Source organism: Streptomyces sp. NPDC001980 (assembly GCF_040296885.1).
Classification (GTDB): domain Bacteria; phylum Actinomycetota; class Actinomycetes; order Streptomycetales; family Streptomycetaceae; genus Streptomyces.
Genome location: NZ_JBEOYD010000012.1, coordinates 1 through 23,474, shown reverse-complemented (window position 1 = coordinate 23,474; position 23,474 = coordinate 1). Strand labels below are relative to the sequence as shown.

Sequence of the window (23,474 nt, the reverse complement as noted above, 5' to 3'; positions counted from 1 at the left end):
CGGGTCGTCGCCGGCCGCTACGAGCTGTCCACGCTCATCGGGCAGGGCGGCATGGGCCAGGTGTGGACGGCGTACGACCGGCGGCTCGACCGGCGGGTGGCGGTGAAGCTGCTGCGCCCCGACAAGGTGGCGGGCGCGGAGGCGGAGGAGCTGCGCCGGCGGTTCCTGCGGGAGTGCCGGGTGACCGCGCAGGTCGACCACCCCGGCCTGGTCACCGTGCACGACGCGGGCAGCGAGGGCGAGGAGCTCTTCCTCGTCATGCAGTACGTGGACGGCGCCGACCTCTCCGACCACCTGGCGGAGCACGACCCGTACCCGTGGCAGTGGGCGGTGGCGGTGGCCGCGCAGCTGTGCGCCGTGCTGAGCGCCGTGCACGCCGTGCCGATCGTCCACCGCGACCTCAAGCCGCGCAACGTGATGGTGAAGCAGGACGGCACGGTCACCGTCCTCGACCTGGGTGTCGCCTCCGTCATGGACACGGACACCACCCGCCTCACGCACACCGGCTCCCCGATCGGCTCGCCCGCCTACATGGCGCCCGAGCAGGCGATGGGCGGCGCGGTCGGCCCGTACACCGACCTGTACGCGCTCGGCGTGCTGCTGCACGAACTGCTCAGCGGAGAGGTCCCGTTCGCGGGTTCCACGGCGCTCGGCGTGCTGCACCGGCACCTGTACGAGCCGCCGGTGCCCGTGCGCCGGATCCGCGCCGAGGTCCCGGAGCCGCTGGAGAGCCTCGTGCTGCGCCTGCTCGCCAAGGACCCGCAGCACCGCCCGGCGTCCGCGCAGGAGGTCTACGAGAACCTGGCGTCGCTCCTGCCGGCGCGCGGGATGCCGTCCGGGGCGCCCCTGGACCCCACCCGCCCCTTCCTGCGCCCGCACGCCCCCTGGCCGGACCGGGCGCTGACGCCCGCGCCGCAGCCCGCCGCCCCCGTGGCCGCCGTACCGGACAGACCGGATGTCGCCGCCGCCGTCGACGAGGTCAAGCGGCTGCTCGGGGAGGGGCGCATCACCCAGGCCGTGGACATCCTGGGCGCGATCCTGCCCGTCGCCGCCGACCAGCACGGTGAGCGCTCCACGGTCGTACGCACCCTGCGCAAGCAGTACGCGGCCACGCTGATGGACGACGGGCAGTACCGGCGCGCGCTGCCCGAACTGCGCCGGCTCGCAGACGAGCGCGCCGCCGAGGCGGGCCAGGCCGACCCGCAGGCCCTGCGCTTCCGTTACGAGACCGCCCAGTGCCTGGAACAGCTCGGCGAACCGGCGGCGGCGCTCGCGGAGTACCGCGCGCTGCTGCCGTACTACGAGAACCAGTACGTGGCCGGCGATCCGCAGCTCGCGCACGACGTGCGCCGCCGGATCGGGCATCTGCTGCTCGCGCTCGGCGACCGGTCGGCCGCCCACGACACCTTCACCCGGCTGCTGTTCGACGTGGAACGGCTGCACGGGCCCGGCCACCCCCTGGCGGGCGAGGTGCGGCGGACGCTGCACTGGCTGGGGCAGATGCGCGGCTAGTTCCCGCGCAGTGCATACTGCACCTACTTTTCGCACAACTTGCCGCACAGCAAAGACAACAGGGGTGGGGTTCCGGCATGTCCAGCCATCGGCAGTCGAAGAAGCGCAGATACATCACCTGGGGCGTCGCGGGCGCCGCGGTGGTCGCCGGCGCCGGGATCGCCGCGCAGACCTCCATGGCGGCCACCACCTGGCCCGCCCAGAAGACGTTCACCGGCCGCGCCTTCGACACCTGCGCCGCACCCTCCCTCGCCGCGATGCAGGCCTGGCACGGCGGCCTCTACGGCGCCGCCGCCGTCTACATCGGCGGCAAGAACCGCGGCTGCGCCCAGCCCAACCTCACCGCCTCGTGGGTCAAGTCCGTCTCCTCGGTCGGCTGGAAGCTCATCCCGCTGTACGTCGGCGCCCAGCCGTCCTGCGGATCCGGCGGCTCCGTGAAGATCAGCGCGGCCACCGCGGCCTCCGTCGGCAAGTCCGAGGCGGACGACGCCGTCTCCAAGGCCGCCGCGCTCGGTATGAAGGCCGGCAGCCCGATCTACCTCGACATGGAGGCGTACGACACGACGAACACGTCGTGCAACAACGCCGTGCTGACCTATGTGCGCGCCTTCGACAAGGAGCTGCGCGCGAAGACGTACCGCGCGGGCTACTACGGCTTCACCAGCTCCAGCGCCAAGGCGATCGCGAACGCCACCGACAAGACGGACCTGCCGGGCAACCTCTGGTACGCGCTGTGGGACAAGCAGAACACCACGACCACGGACTGGCCGTTCGGCTCGACCCAGTACACCGGGCACAGCCGGGCCCACCAGTACATGGTGAACAGCAAGGAGACGCGCGGCGGTTACACGATCACCGTGGACCGCGACGCGTGGGACGCCCCGGTGGCGATCACGGGCTGAGCGGGATCCGCACGGGATCAGTACCGCAAACCCTTCCGGAGGGTGGTGCGGCGGTGCCGGACGCGCGTGTGAATCGTTGGTCGAATGGGTTGGCCAGAGCTTGCCCACTGCCTACCATCGATCACCGCAAGACTTTGTGCACCGCCGCACAATCTCCTCGGGAGGCACCCTTGCACCGCCGCCGTCGCACCGCGCTCCTCCTCTCCGCCGCGATCGCCGCCGCGGCCCCCTTCCTGACCGCCTGCGGAAGCGACGCGCACCCGGGCGCGGCGGCCGTCGTGGGCGGCCAGCGGATCACCGTCTCGCAGCTGGAGAACCGCGTGAACGAGGTGCGCCGGGCGCAGCGCGCCGCGGTGCCGGACGAGACGCAGTACCAGCAGGTCCTCGCCTCCACCAGCAGCCTCACCCGCGACACGCTGTACAACATGGTCCTCGACAAGGTGCTGCACCGGGCCGCCCAGACCGCGGGCGTCAGCGTCACCCGCGCGGAGGTCGAGCAGATGCGCTCCGGCCTCGAACAGCAGGCCGGCGGCTCCGCGGCGCTGCAGACGGCCTGGCTGCAGAAGTACGGCATCGCCCCCGACCGGCTGGACGACAACCTCCGCTTCCAGGTGGAGGCCAAGAAGCTCGCCGAGGTGCTCGGCACCGACACCTCGCAGCCCGCCTTCTGGAAGGCGCTGGCCAACGCCTCCAAGGAACTCCACGTCGACCTCAACCCCCGCTACGGCGCCTGGGACGTCCAGAAGAGCAGCCGGGTCGACGCCAAGACGCCATGGGTCCGGGAGGTCACCTCGGCGGGGACGCAGGTGTCGGCGTAGGGCAGGACACCGGGGTGGTCACCTCCGCTGCGGTCGTACGATCACTTGATCGCCCCCACCCTGTGGACAAACCGCGAGGTGGGCGGCGGCGGTGCGTTACGTTCGGAGCGTGAACACCACCAGGCCCGAACCCACCACCCCGGACCCCTCTCCTGCGCCTGCGGCCGCCGACGCCGGCCGGGTCGTCCTGCTCACCACCAGCCACCGGGTCGCCCCCGGCCTGCTGTCCTGGCCCGCCTGGCAGGCGCTGCGCGCGGCGGACCGCGTGCTGTGCGCGGACGGCGCGCATCCGCAGCTGCCGTATCTGCGGGAGGCCGGGACGGCCGTGGACGAGGCCGCCCCCACCGCCGAGGAGCTGGTCGACGCCTGTGCCGGCGGCCGGACGGTGGTGGTCGTGGCGACGGGCGAGGGCGAGCCCGCCCTCACCGACGGCCTGGCCCGCCTGGCCGGCTCCGGCCGGGTCCGGATGCCCGAGCTGGAGCTGCTCCCCGCCTCCTACGACCTGCCCGGCGCCCGCCTCCTCGACCTCGTCCAGGTCATGGACCGGATCCGCGCGGAGTGCCCCTGGTCGTCCCGGCAGACCCACCAGGGCCTCGCGAAGTACGGCATCGAGGAGGCGTACGAACTCGTCGAGGCGATCGAGGAGGGCGACCGCGACGAACTGCGGGAGGAACTGGGCGACGTGCTCCTCCAGGTCGTCTTCCACGCGCGGATCGCGGAGGAGGACCAGGACGCCCCCTTCTCGATCGACGACGTGGCGGGAGGCATCGTCGCGAAACTCATCCACCGCCACCCGCACGTCTTCGGCGACGAGACCGCGTCGACGCCGGAGGAGGTCAAGGAGCACTGGCTGCGGACGAAGGCGGTGGAGAAGCGGCGCGCGTCCGTGACCGACGGGATACCTCTCGCACAGCCGGGTCTCGCGCTGGCGGCGAAGCTGGCCTCCCGGGTACGCACGGCCGGTCTCGAGGTGCCGCTGCCGCAGGCGCCGGGCATCGGCTACGAACTGCTCGCGCTGGCGGCCCGCGCGGAGGCGGAGGGAGTCGACCCGGAGGCGGCCCTGCGGGCGGCGGCCCGGGCCTACCGGGACGCGGTGCGGGCGACGGAGGGAGTGGAGAAGTGACCGCGGCCGCCCCCGACCTGTTCACCTGGGAGTTCGCCGCCGACCCCTACCCCGCCTACGCCTGGCTGCGGGAGCACGAGCCCGTGCGGCGGACCCGGCTGCCCAGCGGGGTGGAGGCCTGGCTGGTCACGCGGTACGCCGATGCCAAGCAGGCCCTCGCCGACCCCCGACTGTCCAAGAACCCGGCGCATCACGACGAGCCCGCGCACGCCAAGGGGAAGACCGGCATCCCCGGTGAGCGCAAGGCCGAGTTGATGACGCATCTGCTGAACATCGACCCGCCGGACCACACCCGGCTGCGGCGGCTGGTGAGCAAGGCGTTCACCCCGCGCCGGGTGGCCGAGTTCGCGCCGCGGGTGCGGGAGCTGACCGACCGGCTCATCGACGGGTTCGCGGAGCGGGGCGAGGCCGACCTCATCCACGAGTTCGCCTTTCCGCTCCCCATCTACGCCATCTGCGACCTGCTCGGCGTCCCGCCCGAGGACCAGGACGACTTCCGGGACTGGGCGGGGATGATGATCCGGCACGGGGGAGGGCCGCGGGGCGGGGTCGCGCGGTCCGTGAAGAAGATGCGCGGGTATCTGGCCGAGCTGATCCACCGCAAACGGGAGGCGCTGCCCGCCGAGGCCGGTCCCGGCGAGGACCTCATCTCCGGGCTCATCCGGGCCTCGGACCACGGGGAGCACCTCACCGAGAACGAGGCCGCGGCCATGGCGTTCATCCTGCTGTTCGCCGGGTTCGAGACCACCGTCAACCTGATCGGAAACGGGACGTACGCACTGCTCACCCACCCCGGGCAGCGGGCACGCCTCCAGGAGTCCCTGGCCGCCGGCGAGCGCGGGCTGCTGGAGACAGGTGTCGAGGAACTCCTCCGCTACGACGGGCCGGTGGAGCTGGCCACCTGGCGGTTCGCCACCGAGCCGGTCGCGATCGGCGGGCAGCACATCGCGCCCGGCGACCCGGTCCTGGTCGTCCTGGCCGCGGCGGACCGGGACCCGGAGCGGTTCGCCGAGCCGGACACCCTCGACCTCGCCCGGCGGGACAACCAGCACCTCGGCTACGGCCACGGCATCCACTACTGCCTGGGCGCCCCGCTCGCCCGCCTGGAGGGGCAGACCGCGCTCGCCGGTCTCCTCACCCGCCTTCCCGACCTGCGACTCGCGGTGGACGAGAGCGAGTTGCGGTGGCGCGGCGGGCTCATCATGCGCGGACTGCGCACGCTCCCCGTGGAGTTCACGCCCACCGGTCCCTGAAGCCCCTGGCAGGCCCTCGCAGGCCCTTGCCGAGCCCTCGCCGCGCCCCGGCCGAAGCCCGTACCGGCCTGTACGGGCCAAAGGTGACCAGTGTTCAAGTCTGTGATCTTCACGTGATCTACGCGGCATTAACTTGTGACAAGTGATCGTCTGCCGATACGTTCACCCATCAGCGCGGCGCCCCTGCGGGACCCGTCGTGCCGGTCACCGCTGTCGCTCGAAAGGTTTCCGCATGCTCTCCGGGAACGGTCGTCACCGTCGCCCCCGCCAGGCTCCGGCGCTCCTCGTCGCGGCCGGGGTGACCGGCTCCGCCATCGCCATCCCGCTCCTCGGTGCGGTGAACGCCAGCGCGGCCGACGGCTCCACCTGGGACCAGGTGGCCGAGTGCGAGAGCGGCGGGTCCTGGAGCGCCGACCACGGCACCGGCTACTACGGCGGCCTCCAGATCTCCCTGGACGACTGGAGCAAGTACGGAGGCCTGGAGTACGCGAGTACGCCCGACCAGGCGAGCCGTTCGCAGCAGATCGCGGTCGCCGAGAAGATACTCGCCGACCAGGGGACCAAGCCCTGGCGGACCTGTGCCCTGCTCGCCGGACTCTCCTCCGACGACGCCTCGGTGAACGTCGACACGGGCCTCGGCGACTCGGGTGATTCATCCGGTTCCTCCGGCTCGTCGGACTCGTCCTCCGGGTTGTCGGACTCGTCCTCCGGGTTGTCGGACTCGTCCTCCTCTTCCGGTTCCGACTCCTCTTCGGGCGCCACGGACTCCGGGAACGAGTCCGCCACCCCCTCGCCGAGCGCGAGTGCCGACAGTGGCTCCAAGGCGGACACTCCTAGCAAATCCAGCAAGACGGACAAGTCGGAATCCTCCGGATCTGACTCCGACGCTTCGAAGGTGAGTGGGAGTCCTGCTGCTTCCGAGGCTGACGACTCGGACAATTCGTGGCAGACCGGGGGCTCTTGGAGTCTGGTGGACACGGGGGCCGTCAGCAGTGGCGGCAAGCATCGTGGCGGCTCGGCGGACGAAAGCGTGACAAACGGTCAAAGTGCCACCTCCTCGGGTCGGCACGCCTCCCGTGACAGCGGCACCTACACCGTCCGCGACGGCGACACCCTCGCCTCCATCGCCGACTCCCTTGACCTCGACGGCGGATGGCGCGCGCTCTACGACGCGAACAAGGCCGACATCGGTACCGACCCGAACGCCATCGCCCCCGGTCAGACCCTGAAACTCGGCAGCGAATAGGACGAAAAGCGGCGGGAGTTGGCGCCCCGCTTCGAGCTGAATGTCCGTTTTGGTGAAAGTGTGGGATGAGTCTCAGAAGCCCTGATCATCTTTGAAATTCACCTGATGGCCTGTTTACGGTCGAGGCCGCTCGTCACCACGAGCCCCGGCCGTCGCAACGCCGAGTCCTGCCAGCGGCCACCCGGGAACAGTCGTCGCGTCATGCGCCGTAGGCAGGAGCGGGGGACCCAAGGTAAGTGCCGGGACCGGTGGTTGACGCCGCCGATCCGGCTCGGGGTGAAGCCGCGCACCGACACACGGTGTGCGGCCGGGCAACTCAACCGGCCCGAACCCGACAGCTCACCTCGCAGGCGTCGGTGAGGGGATCGATCCATGCTGTTCTCCGGCAAGGGCAAGCACCGTCGTCCGTCCAAGGCCGTCCGCGCCATCGCTGTCGCCGGTGTCACCGGTGTCGCCGTCGCCGCTCCGCTGATGGCGGCCGGCAGCGCCTCCGCCGCCACCGCCTCCGAGTGGGACGCGGTCGCCCAGTGCGAGTCCGGCGGCAACTGGGCCATCAACACCGGCAACGGCTACTACGGCGGTCTGCAGTTCTCGGCCTCCACCTGGGCCGCGTACGGCGGCACGCAGTACGCCGGGCAGGCCAACCAGGCCACCAAGGCGCAGCAGATCGAGATCGCCGAGAAGGTCCTCGCCGCCCAGGGCAAGGGCGCCTGGCCGGTCTGCGGCACGGGCCTGTCCGGTGCCGCCTACACCGGCAGCTCCGCCGGCTCCTCCGCCAGCTCCTCGTCGAGCAGCAGCGCCGGCACCAGCACCCGGTCGACCGACACCCAGGCTGCCTCCCGCTCCGCCGAGCGTCCGGCCGCCAAGAAGACCGTCACCACCCCGACCGGCAAGAAGGTCAAGAAGGGCGACGGCGAGTACAAGGTCGTCAAGGGTGACACCCTCAGCTCGATCGCCGAGAAGCACAAGGTCAAGGGCGGCTGGCAGGCGCTGTTCAAGCTGAACAAGAACATCGTCGAGGACGCCGACTTCATCTACCCGGGCCAGCAGTTGCACCTGAAGTAAGGCGAAGCGAGGCGCGGGGCGGCCGCCCTGAGTATTAAGCGGCGCCCAGCTGAACCACAGCTCCCACACAACCGTGGTCCCCATAGTGGAGACCACGTGAGGGTCACCCCCGTCCCCCACGGGCCCCCGCTCCGGTGCGTTTTCCCCCGAACGCACCGGGGCGGGGTTTCTCTTTGCCGTCCCCCTGGCCTCTCTCCTGGCCTGCTTCTTGGCCCGCTCTTCTCCCGTTCTTCATCGGGACCCCCTTTGTTCCGCACGTGAACAATGAGTACCGTCTGTGTGTCCACGGGCCGGTCGGTCGTGCCGGCCGACGGCCCCGGGACGGTTAGGCTCTAGTCGCAAGGCTGAGCAAGGGCCGGCCAGGCCCGCGTGCGCCCCGCACAACCAGCGTCACATCCCATGAAGGAGATGCTCGTGCCGTCCATCGACGTCGTCGTAGCCCGGGAAATCCTGGACTCCCGAGGCAACCCCACGGTCGAGGTCGAGGTCGGCCTCGACGACGGCAGCACGGGTCGTGCCGCCGTCCCGTCCGGCGCCTCCACCGGTGCCTTCGAGGCCATCGAGCTCCGTGACGGCGACCCCAACCGCTACCTGGGCAAGGGTGTCGAGAAGGCCGTCCTCGCCGTCATCGAGCAGATCGGCCCGGAGCTCGTCGGCTACGACGCCACCGAGCAGCGCCTGATCGACCAGGCCATGTTCGACCTGGACGCGACCGACAACAAGGGCTCGCTCGGCGCCAACGCCATCCTCGGCGTCTCCCTCGCCGTCGCGCACGCCGCCTCCGAGGCGTCCGACCTGCCGCTGTTCCGCTACCTCGGTGGCCCGAACGCGCACCTGCTGCCCGTCCCGATGATGAACATCCTCAACGGCGGCTCGCACGCGGACTCCAACGTCGACATCCAGGAGTTCATGATCGCCCCGATCGGCGCGGAGTCCTTCTCCGAGGCGCTGCGCTGGGGTGCCGAGGTCTACCACACCCTGAAGAAGGTCCTGAAGGGCAAGGGTCTGGCCACCGGCCTCGGCGACGAGGGCGGCTTCGCCCCGAACCTGGAGTCGAACCGCGCCGCGCTCGACCTCATCCTGGAGGCCATCAAGCAGGCCGGTTACGTCCCCGGCGAGCAGATCGCGCTCGCCCTCGACGTCGCCGCGTCCGAGTTCTACAAGGACGGCAAGTACGAGTTCGAGGGCAAGTCCCGCTCGGCCGCCGAGATGACCGAGTACTACGAGGAGCTCGTCGCCTCCTACCCGCTGGTCTCCATCGAGGACCCGCTGTTCGAGGACGACTGGGCGGGCTGGAAGGTCCTCACCGACAAGCTCGGCGACAAGGTGCAGATCGTCGGCGACGACCTGTTCGTCACCAACCCGGAGCGCCTCGCCCGCGGCATCGAGGAGGGCACCGCCAACGCCCTGCTGGTGAAGGTGAACCAGATCGGTTCGCTGACCGAGACCCTGGACGCCGTCGAGCTCGCCCAGCGCAACGGCTTCAAGTGCATGATGTCGCACCGCTCCGGCGAGACCGAGGACGTCACCATCGCCGACCTCGCCGTCGCCACCAACTGCGGCCAGATCAAGACCGGCGCCCCGGCCCGCTCCGAGCGCGTCGCCAAGTACAACCAGCTGCTGCGCATCGAGGAGATCCTCGACGACGCGGCGGTGTACGCGGGCCGCAGCGCCTTCCCGCGCTTCAAGGGCTGAGCCTCACAGGGTTAAGGCTTAGCCAGTCGTACGTACGTCCCCGTACCCGGTCCCGTACCGTGTCCGGGGACGTACGCACGTACCAGGGCGACCAGGGAGGCGGGGACATGGCCGTGAAGGACCGGGACCGGTTCTCCACCGCGACCAGGCTCAAGCTGCTCGGCGAGCAGACCGCGGCCCGGGTCTACCGCTCCCAGACCAGGCGCCAGGCCCGCCGCTCCCGGCTCACCGGCCGCGCCGCGCTGCTCGCGATCGTGCTGTGCACGATGGTCGTCGCGCTCGCCTATCCGATGCGGCAGTACGTCTCCCAGCGCGCCGAGATCTCCGACCTCGAACGGCAGCAGGAGCAGGCCCGGCAGCGGGTCGAGCAGCTGCGGGACCTCAAGGCGCGGTGGCAGGACGACGCGTACGCCGAGCAGCAGATCCGGCAGCGGCTGCACTACGTGATGCCGGGGGAGACCGGGTTCGTCGTGATCGACCCCGGTGCCGCCAAGCAGGCGCACGCCTACCTCGGGGCGGCCGACCGGCCCTGGTACGCGAACGTCTGGGACGGCGTCGACAAGTCCGACGCGTCCGACCAGTGAGCAGGAGCGCGCAGTAGCGCGGCAGAACAGAAAGACAGGCATGGAAACGGCTCCTCCCTCCACTCCGCGCACCGAGCCGACCGACGCGGACGTCGAGGCCTTCAAGCAGCAGCTCGGGCGGCCGCCGCGCGGGCTGCGGGCGATCGCGCACCGGTGCCCGTGCGGGCAGCCGGACGTCGTGGAGACCGCGCCGCGGCTGCCGGACGGGACGCCGTTCCCGACGCTGTACTACCTGACGTGCCCCAAGGCCGCGTCCGCCATCGGGACCCTTGAGGCCAACGGCGTGATGAAGGAGATGACGGCGCGGCTGGAGAGCGATCCGGAGCTGGCGGCGGCGTACCGGGCCGCGCACGAGGACTACATCCGGCGCCGGGACGAGATCGAGGAGCTGACGGGCTTTCCCAGCGCCGGGGGGATGCCGGACCGGGTGAAGTGCCTGCACGTCCTGGTGGCCCACTCGCTGGCCGCCGGGCCCGGCGTGAACCCGCTCGGCGACGAGGCGATCGCCATGTTGCCTCAGTGGTGGGCCAAGGGGGCGTGTGTGGTGCCCTCTGCTGGAGACTGAGCGTCGGACAGCTCACCGTCCCAGGGGGCTCCGCCCCCTGGACCCCCGAGACCTTCGCCCACCCACCACCCGACTCGGTCGGTTGAATGAGTAAGGAACCCACCGCCATGACCCGCGTCGCCGCCATCGATTGCGGAACCAACTCCATCCGGCTGCTCGTCGCCGACGCGAACCCCGAGACGGGGGAGCTCGTCGATCTGGACCGGCGGATGGTGATCGTGCGGCTCGGGCAGGGCGTCGACCGGACCGGGCGGCTGGCGCCTGAGGCGCTGCAGCGGACGTTCGCGGCCTGCCGGGAGTACGCGGCGGTCATCAAGGAGTACGGCGCCGAGCGGCTGCGGTTCGTGGCCACCTCCGCCTCCCGGGACGCCGAGAACCGGGACGAGTTCGTGCGCGGTGTGATGGACATCCTCGGCGTCGAGCCGGAGGTCATCACCGGCGACCAGGAGGCCGAGTTCTCCTTCACGGGGGCGACGAAGGAGCTGACCGGGCGCGGCGACCTCGCCAGGCCGTTCCTCGTCGTGGACATCGGCGGCGGGTCGACGGAGTTCGTCGTGGGCGACGCGCACGTGCGGGCCGCGCGGTCCGTGGACGTCGGGTGCGTGCGGATGACCGAGCGGCATCTCGTGCACGAGGGGCACGTCAGCGATCCGCCCACCGAGGCCGAGATCGCCTCCATGTGGGCCGACATCGAGCGGGCCCTCGATCTCGCCGAGGAGACCGTGCCGTTGCGCGAGGCGCACACCCTGGTCGGCCTCGCCGGCTCGGTCACCACCCTCTCCGCCATCCACCAGGACCTGCCGGAGTACGACTCCGCCGCCATCCACCACTCCCGCATCCCCTACGCCCGGGTCCGGGAGATCACCGAGTGGCTGCTGCGCTCGACCCACGCCGAGCGGGCGGCCGTGCCCGCCATGCACCCCGGACGCGTCGACGTCATCGGGGCCGGCGCCCTCGTCCTTCAGTCGATCATGGAACGGGTGGGTGCCGAGGAGGTCGTGGTGAGCGAGCACGACATTCTGGACGGCATCGCCTGGTCCGTCGCCTGACCCACAGGTCGGCGTGATCGATCCTCGGATGAGCATGCGAATCGACGGCTGAGCGCCCCGAACGGCTCGCGACACGCCGTGCCACGACACCCCGTCGGAAAACTTCGTGAAGTTCTTCACAAGGAATTCGGTGCAGGTGAGGGGTCCGGCGGGGGCTCTTGGGCCGTTCGGGGGCTCAGCAGGCCCGAGCGCGTGCTCAGCAGAGCGTTGCGAGGGTGTTCGGGGAGGTGCTCGTGAGGGTGACATCGAGTGCCCTCACAGTGCCCCCGGAAGCCTGGAGAGGCAGCTCACGCGGCATTGACAACGGGTCGTATCGGAAGTGGGTTCCCGCCGATGACCATGACCTGTGTCACGTGGGCGGCGGAGTGTAGCACGACCCCTGTGGAAGCTTGTGAAGGGGCGCACGAGCGGCCCCCCTGGGGCGGGTGGATACTCGATGCCATGAGCACCACGGAGCGTCCCAGGATCCTCGTAGTAGGCGGTGGGTACGTAGGCCTGTACGCAGCTCGGCGCATTCTCAAGAAGATGCGCTACGGCGAGGCGACCGTCACGGTCGTCGACCCCCGGTCGTACATGACCTACCAGCCCTTCCTCCCCGAAGCCGCCGCCGGCAGCATCTCCCCTCGGCACGTCGTCGTCCCGCTGCGACGCGTGCTTCCGAAGGCGGAGGTCCTCACCGGCCGGGTCACCACCATCGACCAGGACCGCAAGGTCGCCACGATCGCGCCGCTCGTCGGCGAGTCGTACGAGCTGCCTTTCGACTACCTGGTGATCGCGCTCGGCGCGGTCTCCCGCACCTTCCCGATCCCCGGCCTCGCCGAGCAGGGCATCGGCATGAAGGGCATCGAGGAGTCCATCGGCCTGCGCAACCACGTGCTGGAGCAGCTGGACAAGGCCGACTCCACGACCGACGAGGAGATCCGCCGCAAGGCGCTCACCTTCGTCTTCATCGGCGGTGGCTTCGCGGGCGCGGAGACCATCGGCGAGGTCGAGGACATGGCCCGCGACGCCGCCAAGTACTACAAGAACGTGTCCCGTGAGGACATGCGCTTCGTCCTCGTCGATGCCGCGGACAAGATCCTGCCCGAGGTCGGCCCCAAGCTCGGCCTGTACGGCAAGGAGCACCTGGAGGGCCGCGGTGTGGAGATCTACCTCTCCACCTCGATGGACTCCTGCGTCGGCGGTCACGTGGTGCTGAAGAACGGCCTCGAGGTCGACTCCAACACGATCGTGTGGACGGCGGGCGTCAAGCCGAACCCGGCGCTGTCCCGCTTCGGCCTGCCGCTCGGTCCCCGCGGTCACGTCGACACCGCGCCGACCCTCCAGGTGCAGGGCACCGACTACATCTGGGCCGCGGGCGACAACGCCCAGGTGCCGGACGTCGCCGCCCGCAAGGCCGGCGTCGAGAACGCCTGGTGCCCGCCGAACGCGCAGCACGCGCTGCGTCAGGCCAAGGTCCTCGGCGACAACGTGGTCTCCGGCATGCGGGGCTTCCCGCAGAAGGAGTACAGCCACGCCAACAAGGGCGCGGTCGCCGGTCTGGGTCTGCACAAGGGCGTCGCGATGATCGTCCTGGGCAAGACGAAGATCAAGGTCAAGGGCCGTCTCGCCTGGTACATGCACCGTGGCTACCACGGTCTGGCGATGCCGACCTGGAACCGCAAGATCCGCATCTTCGCCGACTGGACGCTCGGCATGTTCCTCAAGCGCGAGGTCGTGTCCCTGGGTGCCATGGAGAACCCCCGCGAGGAGTTCTACGAGGCAGCCAAGCCCGCGCCGGTCGCCGCCCCGAAGACCGAGGAGAAGGCCAAGGCCTCCTGACCCCGGTCACCGGTCGCTGAACCATCCGAAGGGCCTCCCGCCATCCGTGGTGCGGGAGGCCCTTCGGCGTTCCCGGAAGCCGGCGCAATTACATGCTGGCTACATCTTTTTTGCCCAGCCGTAACTCCTTTGCGGGACTGCGCTGCTGCCCTCACGGTGTTTACGTGGTAACCGGCATCCGGGATCGCTGTCTTGGAGGTGTGCGCCATGGCCGACGCCGCGTCGCGGCTGAGGAGTGTTGCCGAGCAGGTGCTGGGAGCCCCGCTCCCGGTACGCCTGCGGGCCTGGGACGGATCGGAGGCCGGGCCGCCGGGCGCGCCGACGCTCGTCGTGCGCAACCGCCGCGCCCTGCGCCGCATGTTGTTCAAGCCGGGCGAACTGGGCCTGGCCCGCGCCTGGGTCGCCGGCGACCTGGACATCGAGGACGACCTCTACGGCGTCCTCGCGGTGATGTCCGGGCTGATCTGGGAGCGCGGCGAGGACGGCCGTACCCTCGCGCAGGCGCTGCGCGACCCCGCCGTGCGGGCCGCCGTCCGGGAGCTGGTGAAGCTCGCCGGGCCGCCCGTCCCGCCCGCCCCGCCCCGCGAGGAGGTGCGCAGACGGGGCCATCTGCACACCCGCCGCAGCGACAGACAGGCCATCAGCCACCACTACGACGTGGGGAACGACTTCTACGGAATCGTCCTCGGGCCGTCGATGGTGTACTCGTGCGCCTACTGGGAGGACGACAGCACCCTGGAGACCGCCCAGCGCGACAAGCTCGAACTCGTCTGCGCCAAGCTCGGCCTGAGACCCGGTCAGCGGCTGCTCGACGTCGGCTGCGGCTGGGGCTCCATGGCGATCCACGCGGCCCGCGAGCACGGCGTCAGCGTCGTCGGGGTCACCCTCTCCCAGGAGCAGGCCGCGTTCGCCCGTAAACGGGTCGCGGACGAGGGTCTGACGGACCGGGTGGAGATCAGGGTCCAGGACTACCGGGACGTCAGGGACGGGCCGTACGACGCGATCTCGTCGATCGGGATGGCGGAGCACGTGGGGGCCGAACGGTACCTGGAGTACGCGCGGGAACTGTACGGGCTCCTCAAGCCCGGCGGGCGGCTGCTCAACCACCAGATCGCGCGGCGGCCGCAGCGCGACGAGTCGGCCTACAGCGTCGACGAGTTCATCGACGCCTACGTCTTCCCGGACGGCGAGCTCGCCCCGATCGGCACCACCGTCACCCAGCTGGAGCTGGCCGGGTTCGAGGTGCGGGACGTGGAGTCGATCCGCGAGCACTACGCCCAGACGCTGCGCCGGTGGGTGGCCAACCTGGAGGCCGAGTGGCCGCGCGCCATACGGCTGACCAGCCCCGGCCGGGCCCGCGTCTGGCGGCTCTACATGGCCGCCTCCGCCCTCGCCTTCGAGCGCAACCGCATCGGCGTCAACCAGGTGCTGGCCGTCCGGACCCCGGAGTCCGGTGCCTCCGGGCTGCCCCTGCGCACCCGCGTCTGGCAGAACTGAGCCGACGCAGGGACGAGCCCACGCCCGTACGAAAGGGGCCCCGCGTCACCCGCGGGGCCCCTTCGCCGTAGGTACCTGCCTGCCGGCCGCTACTCGGCCTTGATCGCCGCCAGCACGTTCAGCTTCGCCGCGCGGCGAGCCGGCCACAGGGCCGCCAGGACGCCGACCGTGCCGGCCAGGAGCAGGAAGACCGCCATCCTGGCCCAGGGCAGCACCAGTTCGTACGTCGGCATCCGCGAGCCGACCAGCTGACCGGCCGCCCAGCCGAAGAACACGCCCAGGCCGAGGCCCAGCACGCCGCCGAAGAGCGAGATGACCAGGGACTCCAGGCGGACCATCCGCTTGACTGCCTTGCGGTCCAGGCCGATCGCGCGGAGCATGCCGATCTCCTGGGAGCGTTCGAACACCGACATGGCCAGGGTGTTGATGACCCCGAGGACCGCGACGATCACCGCCATCGCGAGCAGGCCGTAGACCATGTTCAGGATCAGCGTGAACGCCTGTGCGATGGAGTCGGACAGGTCCTGCTTGTCCTGGACCTTGATCGCCGGGTTCGAGCCGAGGGCCTTCTCCAGCCTGTCCTTGGTCGCGCTCGACGCGCCGTCCGCCGTCTTGACCATGACCTGCATGTCGGCGGGGTCGGTCTCGTGCGGGGTGAGGGTGGTGTTGTCGAGCATGATCCCGCGGATCACCTCGTTGCCCTCGTAGACCCCGGCGACCGTCAGCCGCTGCGACTTCCCGTCCTCGTAGTGGACGGTGAAGACGGAACCGGCCTTCCAGCCGTGCGACTTGGCGGTGTCGTCGTCCACGGCGACGTCCGAGCCGCCGACCCGGAAGGTGCCGCTGTCCGTCGTGAGGTCGGTCAGCTTGCCGATCGACGAGCCGTCGACGCCGGTCAGGAGCTCGGTCTCGCCGTCGATCCGGGAGGCCGCGTTGCTGAGCGGGCTGGAGGCGGTCACACCGTCGGTGGCCGCGACCTTCTTCGCGACGTCGGGGGAGAGCGCGTTGCCGTTGGCCATCGAGACGATGTAGTCCGCCCGGATCGCCGAGCTCGCCATCTTGTCGATGGACTTCTGCAGGCTGCCCGCCATCACCGTCATGCCGGTGATCAGGGTCAGGCCGATCATCAGCGCGGAGGCGGTGGCGGCGGTACGGCGCGGGTTGCGCACCGAGTTCTGGCGCGCGAGCTTGCCGGAGACGCCGAACCCGCGCAGCAGCGGGGCCGCGGCCGCGATCAGCGGACGGGACAGCAGCGGGGTCAGGACGAAGACGCCGATGATGAGCAGGACCGCGCCGAGGCCCATCGGGGCCTGGCCGTCGCTGCCGCTCATCGTGGTCGCCGCCAGGATCACCACCACGCCCGCCGCCGAGAACAGGGCGCCGATCGTGTTGCGCAGCACCAGCGACTTGGTGGTCGGGGCGGCGTGCAGGGCGCTCATCGCGGCCACCGGCGGGATCTTCGCGGCGCGGCGGCCGGGCAGCCACGCGGCCAGCATGGTGATGACGATGCCGACCGCGAGGGCGGCGGCCACCGTGCCGGGGCTGACGACCAGCGGGCCGTCCGGGACGGTCGCGCCGAACGAGCCCAGCAGCGAGCGCAGTCCGGCGCCGATGCCGATACCGGCGACCAGACCGGTCACGCCGGCCACCACGCCGACCACGAACGCCTCGATCAGCACCGACCGGGTCACCTGGCGGCGGGAGGCGCCCACCGCGCGCAGCAGGGCCAGCTCCTTGGTGCGCTGGGCGACCAGCATGGTGAAGGTGTTGGCGATGATGAACGTGCCGACGAACAGGGCGATGCCGGCGAAGACCAGCAGGCCCGAGCGCAGACCGCTCATGCTGCTGGAGATGGCCTCGGCCTGGTCGTCGGCGAGCTTCTTGCCGGTGGTGGTCTCCACGAGCTTCTTCGGCAGCGCCCGGTCCAGCTGGGACTTGAGGGCGGCCTGCCCGGTGCCGGACTTCGCGGTCACGTCGATCTCGTCGTACGCGCCCTTCTTGCCGAACAGCTGCTGCGCGGTCGTCGTGTCGAACAGGGCGAGGCTGCCGCCGGCCGCGACGTTGCCGTCGTCGGTGGTGAAGATGCCGGCGACGGTGGGGGTGAGGACCGGGCCGTCGACGGAGAGGCGTACGGTGTCGCCGACCTTGTAACCGGCCCGCTCGGCGGTCCTGGAGTCGATCAGGACCTCGTCCTTGCCGCTGGGGGCGTGGCCGCTGACGAGCGGGTAGCGAGAGTCCTTCGTGCCCCAGTAGTTGCCGCCCTCGGACTGCCAGCCGCCGCCGATCAGCTTGCCGTCCTTGTCGGCGATCGCGGTGAAGCCGGAGACGACCCCGGTGGCGGAGGCGGCCCCGGGGACCTTCGCCGCCTTGTCGAGCACGGCCTGGGTGAGGTCGGGCGTCTTGCCGACCTTGTCGCCCTCGGAGTCCTGGTGCCTGGCCTGGACGGCCACGTCGACGCCCTCGAAGCCCTTGGCGGAGCTGTTCTGGTAGGCGTCCGAGATGGTGTTGGTGAAGACCAGGGTGCCGGAGACGAACGCGACGCCGAGCATGACGGCGAGCACGGTCATCAGCAGCCGGGCCTTGTGCGCGAGGACGTTGCGCAGCGCGGTGCGGAACATCAGCTGGTACGGCCCTTCGCGTCGAACTGCTTCATGAAGTCGAGGACGCCCTCGGCCGTCGGCCGGTACATCTCGTCGACGATCCGACCGTCGGCCAGGAAGACCACGCGGTCGGCGTACGACGCCGCCACCGGGTCGTGGGTGACCATGACGACGGTCTGGCCCAGCTCCCGCACCGAGTTGCGCAGGAAGCCCAGTACCTCGGCGCCGGAGCGGGAGTCGAGGTTTCCGGTCGGCTCGTCGCCGAAGATGATCTCCGGCCGGGAGGCGAGGGCACGGGCCACGGCGACGCGCTGCTGCTGGCCGCCGGAGAGCTGCGAGGGGCGGTGGCCGAGCCGGTCCCGGAGGCCGACCATCTCGATCACGCTGTCCAGCCACTGCTTGTCCGGTTTCCGACCCGCGATGTCCATCGGGAGGGTGATGTTCTCCAGCGCGGTCAGCGTCGGCAGCAGGTTGAACGCCTGGAAGATGAACCCGATCTTGTCCCGGCGCAGCTTGGTCAGCTGCTTGTCCTTCAGGGAGCCCAGCTCGGTGTCGCCGATCCGCACAGAACCGGAGGAGAAGGTGTCGAGGCCGGCCACGCAGTGCATCAGCGTGGACTTGCCGGAGCCGGACGGCCCCATGATCGCGGTGAACTCGGCCTGCCGGAACTCGACGGTGACCCGGTCCAGGGCGACCACCTGGGTCTCACCCTGGCCGTAGATCTTCGAGAGGTCCGTGGCACGTGCGGCCACGGAAGTGGTCCGCCGGTCGGCGATGGGTGTGGTGGACACGGAAGGGCGCTCCTGTCGGGACGACGGCTTTCATGGGGACCGCACCATCGTCTCGGCCGAACCGGCCCGTGTAGTCAGCCGCAGTTCCGGTTCCGGGGGGCGACCAAGGGGGGACCGGCGGGGTGCCGGGTCATACCTGGGGATGACACCGAACCCCGAGACCCGGATCCGGAACCGGGCGCTCCCGGTCGTCGAGAACAGGTGGAGCCCCCTTGTTCGGACGGTGAAATTCCGTCATTCCGTGTACGCGTGCACCCACCGCGCGTAACGCTATTGGCAAGTGCGGATGGCTCGTTCCGGGTGCTGATGCTCCCTCAGACGTCAATAAAATAAGACAACATCGGGTCGCCCGTCCGCTGTTCGGGGGACACCTCCCGATAGGGTCGGAACCTCGTAGCGGAGCCCATGGCCTGCCCGGATGGTGGAATGCAGACACGGCGAGCTTAAACCTCGCTGCCCCTCGCGGGCGTACCGGTTCAAGTCCGGTTCCGGGCACTTCCCGCACCTCTCGTGAGTGGCGCCGGCTCACCTTCGGCGCCTGCTCACCCTTCGGCGCCGGTTCACCCTTGGGTGCCGGTTCACCCTTCGTAGACGGTCAGAACGGCGCCGTCGACCTCGACGCGGCGGCCCGCGCGCATGCCGTTGTGGCGCAGGGTGTGCAGGCACTCCTCGAAGAGGGCGAGTTCGCCTGGGTCCAGGATGGCGGCGGCCAGGTCCAGGAGCTCGGTGACGGAGGCGTCGGTCAGCACCTCGGGCAGTTCCCCGGACAGCAGGACGACGGACTCGCCGTCGGGTTTGCGGACCACGGCCGTCGCCGGTCCGCCGTGCACGAACAACACATGTCCCCCTGAGAGCCCGTGGTCGTGCGGCTCTCGCGTTTCCCGGGCAGTGAGGCAGAGACTAGCGGCGGATCTTGACGCTTTCGTGCGGAGTTGGATTCTTTTTCCGACTTGACGAAGAGTGTCCGGGAGCGGTCCGGCGGCGCTCACTTCTCCCGGGGGGCGCGGTCCAGCAGCGACTCGACAAGCGCGGTGACATGCCGGCGGTCGTCGGCCGACAGTTTCTGGACGCTGGCGATGAGCAGCGCGACCTCGGGGTCGGCGGGGCCGGTGGCTCCGTTCGGGTCCGCGGCCGGCGAGGTGTCGTACACGTGGATGCCGCAGGCCTCGGCGGCGGCGCGGCGCACCGCCTCCAGCGGGAGCTCCAGCCCCTTGGCCAGGCCCTCCAGGGTGGTCGCCTGGGGCATGCGGACCACGCGGTCGGTGGTGGCCAGGTGGTGCACGGTGGAGCGGGGGATGCCGCCGCGCCGTGCCACGTCGCCGTAGGACCAGCCCTTGCGGTCGAGGTGCTCACGGATCAACTGCTGCAGTGCGTTGGCCACTGACCGTCACTTCCTGCTCGCCGCCTGCGGGGTCCTGCCATGTCGGGGCCGATTCTACGGGCGGGTAGGCGATCGGCCGAGAGGGTGATTTTCCGAAGGGGTTGCGCGGCGGGTTCCCGAGCCCGTAGTGTCCAATCTCGTTGGACAGCACGTCCGACCAGATTGGACAGAGTCCGGGGGGAACCTGACTCGATCCGATCGGAAATGTCTATCCCTGAGGGGGAAAAGATCATGATGGATGCCCATGAGCTCGAGGCCGAGTCCGCGGAGCTGCTGCCGGGCCGTGAGGCCCTGGGCCGGCTGAAGTTCGGCTTCGGCAAGACGGTCAACGTCACCAAGCACATCGCGAACATCGACGCGTCCAACCAGTCCGCCGCGCTGAACGACCACTCGTCGTGGTCGGTGGCCGACTCCGGCGCCGGTCAGACCATCAGCGTCCACCAGTAGTACCGCCCTGGCGCACGGCGCCGGCACCGAGATCGACCTCAACCTCACCGCACACGAAACGAAGGGACATCCGTCATGAGCATGGACATGAACGAGCTGGAGAACGAGTCCGCCGAGCTGCTCCCGGGCCGTGAGGCCCTCGGCCGCCTGAAGTTCAGCTTCGGCAAGACGGTCAACGTCACCAAGCACGTCGCGAACATCGAGGCGTCCAACCAGTCCGCCGCGCTGAACGACCACTCCGCCTGGTCGTCCGCCGAGTCGTCGGCCGCGCAGACGATCAGCGTCACCCAGTAGTCCCCAGGAGCGCCACCGCCGTCGCCCCGGCGGTGGCGCTCCCGGCCATTCGGGGGGAACACCATGGGGATCCGGGGGGAGACCACACATGACGGTGCTCGGGGACGGAGCCGCCGCACTCTACGACACGGGCCCGGTGCCCGGACCCGGCGGCTGGCCGGTGACCTACGAGCAGGTGGCGACGGGCAACCTGCCGGTGGTCGACCCGCCGTCGCCGGTCCCGAGGCTCAGCGCGGGGCTGCGGCTGCACGGTGAGTACCAGGGGTCGGGATTCACCGAGCCCAAGTACATCGCCCGTCGGGGGGACGGGCAGGTCGTGCAGCTGTCCAGGCTGCTGTACCTGGTGGCGTCGTCGGTCGACGGCGTCCGCGATGCCGAGGCCATCGCCCACCGGGTCAGCGCCCGCTTCGGACGCGAGGTCAGCGGGGAGAACATCCGCTACCTCGTCGAGAAGAAGCTGGAACCGCTGGGGGTGACGGTCCCGGAGGGCCAGGAGGACGACGAGGTCGACGCCCCGCGCTCCGACCTGCTGCTCGCCCTCAAGGGCCACCGGGTGATCTTCAACGAGCGGCGTACGGCGCGGATCGCCCGCTCGCTGGCGTGGCTGCACCGGCCGGCCGTGGTCGCGCTGGTGCTGGGCTCGGCCGTCGCCATGGACGTCTGGCTGTTCGGGTTCTTCGGGGCGATCGAGCCCGTCCTGGAGGTGCTCGACCAGCCGGTCCTGATCCTCGTCGTCTTCGTGCTCACCGTGGCCTCCCTCGTCTTCCACGAGTTCGGACACGCCTCCGCGTGCAGATACGGAGGAGCCCGGCCCGGCTGCATCGGGTGCGGGCTCTTCCTCATCTGGCCCTCGATGTACACCGACGTCACCGACGTCTACCGGATCGGGCGGGCCGGCCGGCTCCGCACCGACCTGGGCGGCGTCTACTTCAACGTCGTCTTCATGCTGGCCATGGCCGGCGCCTACTTCGCCACCGGGGCCCAGTTCTTCCTGGCCACGGTGTATCTCGGGCACTTCGAGATCATGGAACAGCTGATGCCGGCCGTACGGCTGGACGGCTACTACATCCTCGGCGACCTGGCCGGGGTCCCGGACCTGTACGGCAAGATCAAGCCGATCCTGCTGGGCCTGGTACCGGGGCCGAGGGGGGACCGGGCCCGTCAGGAGGTCGCCGGGCTGAAGAAGTCGGCGCGAGCCATCGTCGCCACCTGGGTGCTGACGATGGTCCCGCTGATCATCGGCGAACTCGGGTACGCGCTGTGGAACCTGCCGCGCATCCTCACCACGATGACCCGCTCGCTGACCGAGCAACTCCTCGGCACCGGCGGCGCGTTCGTGCACGGCCAGGTGGTCGAGGGGCTGGTCGGGACGATCGGCTGCGTGATGCTGCTGTGCCCGATGGCCGGTGTCGTCTACCTGTCCGTGAAGATCGGCGGCCGGATCTTCCGGGCCGCGCAGCGCTCCACGGCGGGCCGGCCGAAGCTCCGGCTGGCGATCTGCGCCCTCGCCCTCGCCGGGCTCACCGGACTCAGCTACGCCTGGATGTCCGGGGTGACCCCGAAGCCGCTGCCCAAGCAGCCGCCGATCGCACCGATCCTCCAGCCGGGGGTGCCGACCGAGCTACCGCCGCCGGCCCGGCAGGCCTCGACCCCGGACCGGCCGGAGGACTCCGGGGCCCCTTCGGACACGGTGTCCGGCGGACCGGCCGGCCCGGCCGGAGCGAGCGCCGGGCCCTCGGCCGCGGAGACCTCGCGCGGCGCGTCCGCCTCGGCGTCGCCCTCCGCCTCGGTGCCGGGCGGCCCCGGGCAGGGCGGCCCCACCAAGTCGCAGGCGCCGGCCAGTGGGGGACCGGTCACCGAGCCGGTGTCGTCGCCGCCGGAGAGCGTGCCGGCGTCCCCGACGCCCACTCCGTCGGAGAGCGTCCCGGTGTCCCCGACCCCCAGCCCGTCCCCGCCGCCGGCCAGCGACTCGCCGAGCCCGGCCCCGGCCACGTCCTGACGCGCGGCCCCGAACCATCTTCCGCAGGAGCACAGGAGCACTCCATGAGCAGTCACCGAAAAACCCGCACCACCGCAGGTCCACTCACCCGGCGGGCCGTCCGGATCGGCCTGTTCGCCGCCGGGGTCGCCGGGGCGGCCACCGCCGTACCCGCGCAGGCGGCCACCGCGGCCCCGCACGCCGCGGTCGTCTCCGACCACGTCTTCAGCCACGCCGACCGCGGGCACCACACCCAGATCCGGGACTCCTTCACGATCCGCCAGTTCGGCACGGTGAACGCCGCCGCCGTCCGCAACCAGGCCAACGCCGTCTCGGCCGGCTGTTCGGCGGACGACCACTGCCGCTCGGTGGCCCTCTCCTTCCAGATCGTCACGATCGGCGGGGAGCACACCCACCTGAACGCCGTGAACCTCAGCGACGCCGCCAACAAGGAGTGCACGGGCTGTCAGACCCTCGCCGGGGCCTACCAGTTCGTGGTCTCCACGCCGACCGCGCTGCGCTTCGACAAGGCCACCCAGGACAAGCTCGCCGACATCCACCACCGGCTCGACGCGCTGACCCGCTCCACCCTGCCCGCCGGCGAACTGCGCTCGAAGGCCGACGGGCTCGCCGCCGAGGTCACCGCCGTCCTGCACGACGCGGTCGCGAACGCCCCGAAGGGCGACCCGCAGAAGGACGTCACCCTCCACCGCCACCTGGACGGCTGGCCGGGCCGCTGACCCGTCCCGCCGTCCCGCACCCCGGCCGCCGGGCCCGCGACCACCATTCGCGGTCATGGGTCGGTCGCAGTTCCGCTCGCTCCGGCCATCAGTGACGGGGAGAGTCTCCGGGG

The 23,474-nt window shown here is 70.7% G+C and carries 21 protein-coding genes, 1 tRNA gene and 1 riboswitch; of the genes, 18 read left to right on the top strand and 4 right to left on the bottom strand.

Features of this window, described 5'->3' with window-relative positions; all coding sequences use genetic code 11:
* Positions 1 to 24 precede the first annotated feature (24 nt).
* The 13 genes from ABT137_RS20020 (at position 25) to ABT137_RS19960 (ending at position 15,130) form a co-directional block, all read left to right on the top strand.
* Entirely contained in the window at positions 25 to 1,512 is a 1,488-nt protein-coding gene (locus tag ABT137_RS20020; RefSeq protein ID WP_351710946.1) for a serine/threonine-protein kinase, read from the top strand.
* 77 nt (positions 1,513 to 1,589) lie between these two features.
* Positions 1,590 to 2,414: a glycoside hydrolase domain-containing protein gene (locus ABT137_RS20015; RefSeq protein ID WP_351710608.1), complete on the top strand. Its 825-nt coding sequence runs from the start codon at positions 1,590 to 1,592 to the stop codon at positions 2,412 to 2,414.
* Positions 2,415 to 2,584: 170 nt separating this feature from the next.
* Complete coding sequence (locus tag ABT137_RS20010; RefSeq protein ID WP_351710606.1) at positions 2,585 to 3,232, top strand: SurA N-terminal domain-containing protein; 648 nt, start codon at positions 2,585 to 2,587, stop codon at positions 3,230 to 3,232.
* 109 nt (positions 3,233 to 3,341) lie between these two features.
* On the top strand, positions 3,342 to 4,355 hold the full coding sequence (locus ABT137_RS20005) for a nucleoside triphosphate pyrophosphohydrolase (protein ID WP_351710604.1): 1,014 nt from the start codon (positions 3,342 to 3,344) through the stop codon (positions 4,353 to 4,355).
* Complete coding sequence (locus ABT137_RS20000; RefSeq protein WP_351710602.1) at positions 4,352 to 5,608, top strand: cytochrome P450 family protein; 1,257 nt, start codon at positions 4,352 to 4,354, stop codon at positions 5,606 to 5,608. The genes ABT137_RS20005 and ABT137_RS20000 overlap by 4 nt, the downstream gene beginning before the upstream one ends.
* Before the next feature lie 232 nt (positions 5,609 to 5,840).
* Complete coding sequence (locus ABT137_RS19995) at positions 5,841 to 6,854, top strand: transglycosylase family protein (protein WP_351710600.1); 1,014 nt, start codon at positions 5,841 to 5,843, stop codon at positions 6,852 to 6,854.
* A 194-nt stretch (positions 6,855 to 7,048) separates the two neighbouring features.
* Positions 7,049 to 7,222, top strand: a riboswitch (cyclic di-AMP (ydaO/yuaA leader).
* A gap of 4 nt (positions 7,223 to 7,226) precedes the next feature.
* Entirely contained in the window at positions 7,227 to 7,919 is a 693-nt protein-coding gene (locus tag ABT137_RS19990) for a transglycosylase family protein (protein WP_351710598.1), read from the top strand.
* Positions 7,920 to 8,327: 408 nt separating this feature from the next.
* Entirely contained in the window at positions 8,328 to 9,614 is a 1,287-nt protein-coding gene (eno, locus tag ABT137_RS19985) for a phosphopyruvate hydratase (RefSeq protein ID WP_351710944.1), read from the top strand.
* Positions 9,615 to 9,721: 107 nt separating this feature from the next.
* Positions 9,722 to 10,198, top strand: a complete 477-nt coding sequence (locus ABT137_RS19980) for an FtsB family cell division protein (RefSeq protein WP_351710596.1) — start codon at positions 9,722 to 9,724, stop codon at positions 10,196 to 10,198.
* A 40-nt stretch (positions 10,199 to 10,238) separates the two neighbouring features.
* A complete protein-coding gene (locus tag ABT137_RS19975; protein WP_089102264.1) occupies positions 10,239 to 10,763 on the top strand; it encodes a DUF501 domain-containing protein in 525 nt (174 codons plus the stop codon).
* 107 nt (positions 10,764 to 10,870) lie between these two features.
* Positions 10,871 to 11,812 carry a Ppx/GppA phosphatase family protein gene (locus ABT137_RS19970; RefSeq protein WP_351710594.1) on the top strand — a complete coding sequence of 314 codons (942 nt, stop codon included), beginning with the start codon at positions 10,871 to 10,873 and terminating at the stop codon, positions 11,810 to 11,812.
* 441 nt (positions 11,813 to 12,253) lie between these two features.
* The gene (locus ABT137_RS19965) at positions 12,254 to 13,633 is read left to right on the top strand and encodes an NAD(P)/FAD-dependent oxidoreductase (protein WP_351710592.1); all 1,380 of its coding nucleotides are present in this window, start codon (positions 12,254 to 12,256) and stop codon (positions 13,631 to 13,633) included.
* Positions 13,634 to 13,840: 207 nt separating this feature from the next.
* Positions 13,841 to 15,130 (top strand): class I SAM-dependent methyltransferase, encoded by a 1,290-nt coding sequence (locus ABT137_RS19960; protein ID WP_351710590.1) that lies wholly within the window; start codon positions 13,841 to 13,843, stop codon positions 15,128 to 15,130.
* A gap of 89 nt (positions 15,131 to 15,219) precedes the next feature.
* On the opposite strand, the gene ABT137_RS19955 is transcribed toward ABT137_RS19960, so the two are convergent.
* Positions 15,220 to 17,748: an ABC transporter permease gene (locus ABT137_RS19955; RefSeq protein ID WP_351710588.1), complete on the bottom strand. Its 2,529-nt coding sequence runs from the start codon at positions 17,746 to 17,748 to the stop codon at positions 15,220 to 15,222.
* On the bottom strand, positions 17,748 to 18,521 hold the full coding sequence (locus ABT137_RS19950; protein WP_351710586.1) for an ABC transporter ATP-binding protein: 774 nt from the start codon (positions 18,519 to 18,521) through the stop codon (positions 17,748 to 17,750). The genes ABT137_RS19955 and ABT137_RS19950 overlap by 1 nt, the downstream gene beginning before the upstream one ends.
* A 412-nt stretch (positions 18,522 to 18,933) precedes the next feature.
* On the opposite strand from ABT137_RS19950, the gene ABT137_RS19945 reads away from it, so the two are divergent.
* Positions 18,934 to 19,016, top strand: a tRNA-Leu gene (locus ABT137_RS19945).
* A gap of 83 nt (positions 19,017 to 19,099) precedes the next feature.
* On the opposite strand, the gene ABT137_RS19940 is transcribed toward ABT137_RS19945, so the two are convergent.
* Together ABT137_RS19940 and ABT137_RS19935 are read right to left on the bottom strand one after the other, a co-directional pair.
* Positions 19,100 to 19,360: a hypothetical protein gene (locus tag ABT137_RS19940; RefSeq protein WP_351710584.1), complete on the bottom strand. Its 261-nt coding sequence runs from the start codon at positions 19,358 to 19,360 to the stop codon at positions 19,100 to 19,102.
* A gap of 146 nt (positions 19,361 to 19,506) precedes the next feature.
* Positions 19,507 to 19,902, bottom strand: coding sequence for a helix-turn-helix domain-containing protein (locus ABT137_RS19935; RefSeq protein WP_351710582.1), 396 nt, complete (start codon positions 19,900 to 19,902; stop codon positions 19,507 to 19,509).
* Between the two features lie 231 nt (positions 19,903 to 20,133).
* Between ABT137_RS19935 and ABT137_RS19930 the strand changes: the two genes are divergently transcribed.
* From ABT137_RS19930 to ABT137_RS19915, 4 genes are all read left to right on the top strand, one after another.
* Positions 20,134 to 20,349: a hypothetical protein gene (locus tag ABT137_RS19930; RefSeq protein WP_293994153.1), complete on the top strand. Its 216-nt coding sequence runs from the start codon at positions 20,134 to 20,136 to the stop codon at positions 20,347 to 20,349.
* A gap of 75 nt (positions 20,350 to 20,424) precedes the next feature.
* Complete coding sequence (locus ABT137_RS19925) at positions 20,425 to 20,643, top strand: hypothetical protein (protein WP_351710579.1); 219 nt, start codon at positions 20,425 to 20,427, stop codon at positions 20,641 to 20,643.
* An 88-nt stretch (positions 20,644 to 20,731) separates the two neighbouring features.
* On the top strand, positions 20,732 to 22,642 hold the full coding sequence (locus ABT137_RS19920; RefSeq protein WP_351710577.1) for a zinc metalloprotease: 1,911 nt from the start codon (positions 20,732 to 20,734) through the stop codon (positions 22,640 to 22,642).
* 44 nt (positions 22,643 to 22,686) lie between these two features.
* Positions 22,687 to 23,361: a hypothetical protein gene (locus ABT137_RS19915; protein ID WP_351710575.1), complete on the top strand. Its 675-nt coding sequence runs from the start codon at positions 22,687 to 22,689 to the stop codon at positions 23,359 to 23,361.
* Positions 23,362 to 23,474 lie beyond the last annotated feature (113 nt).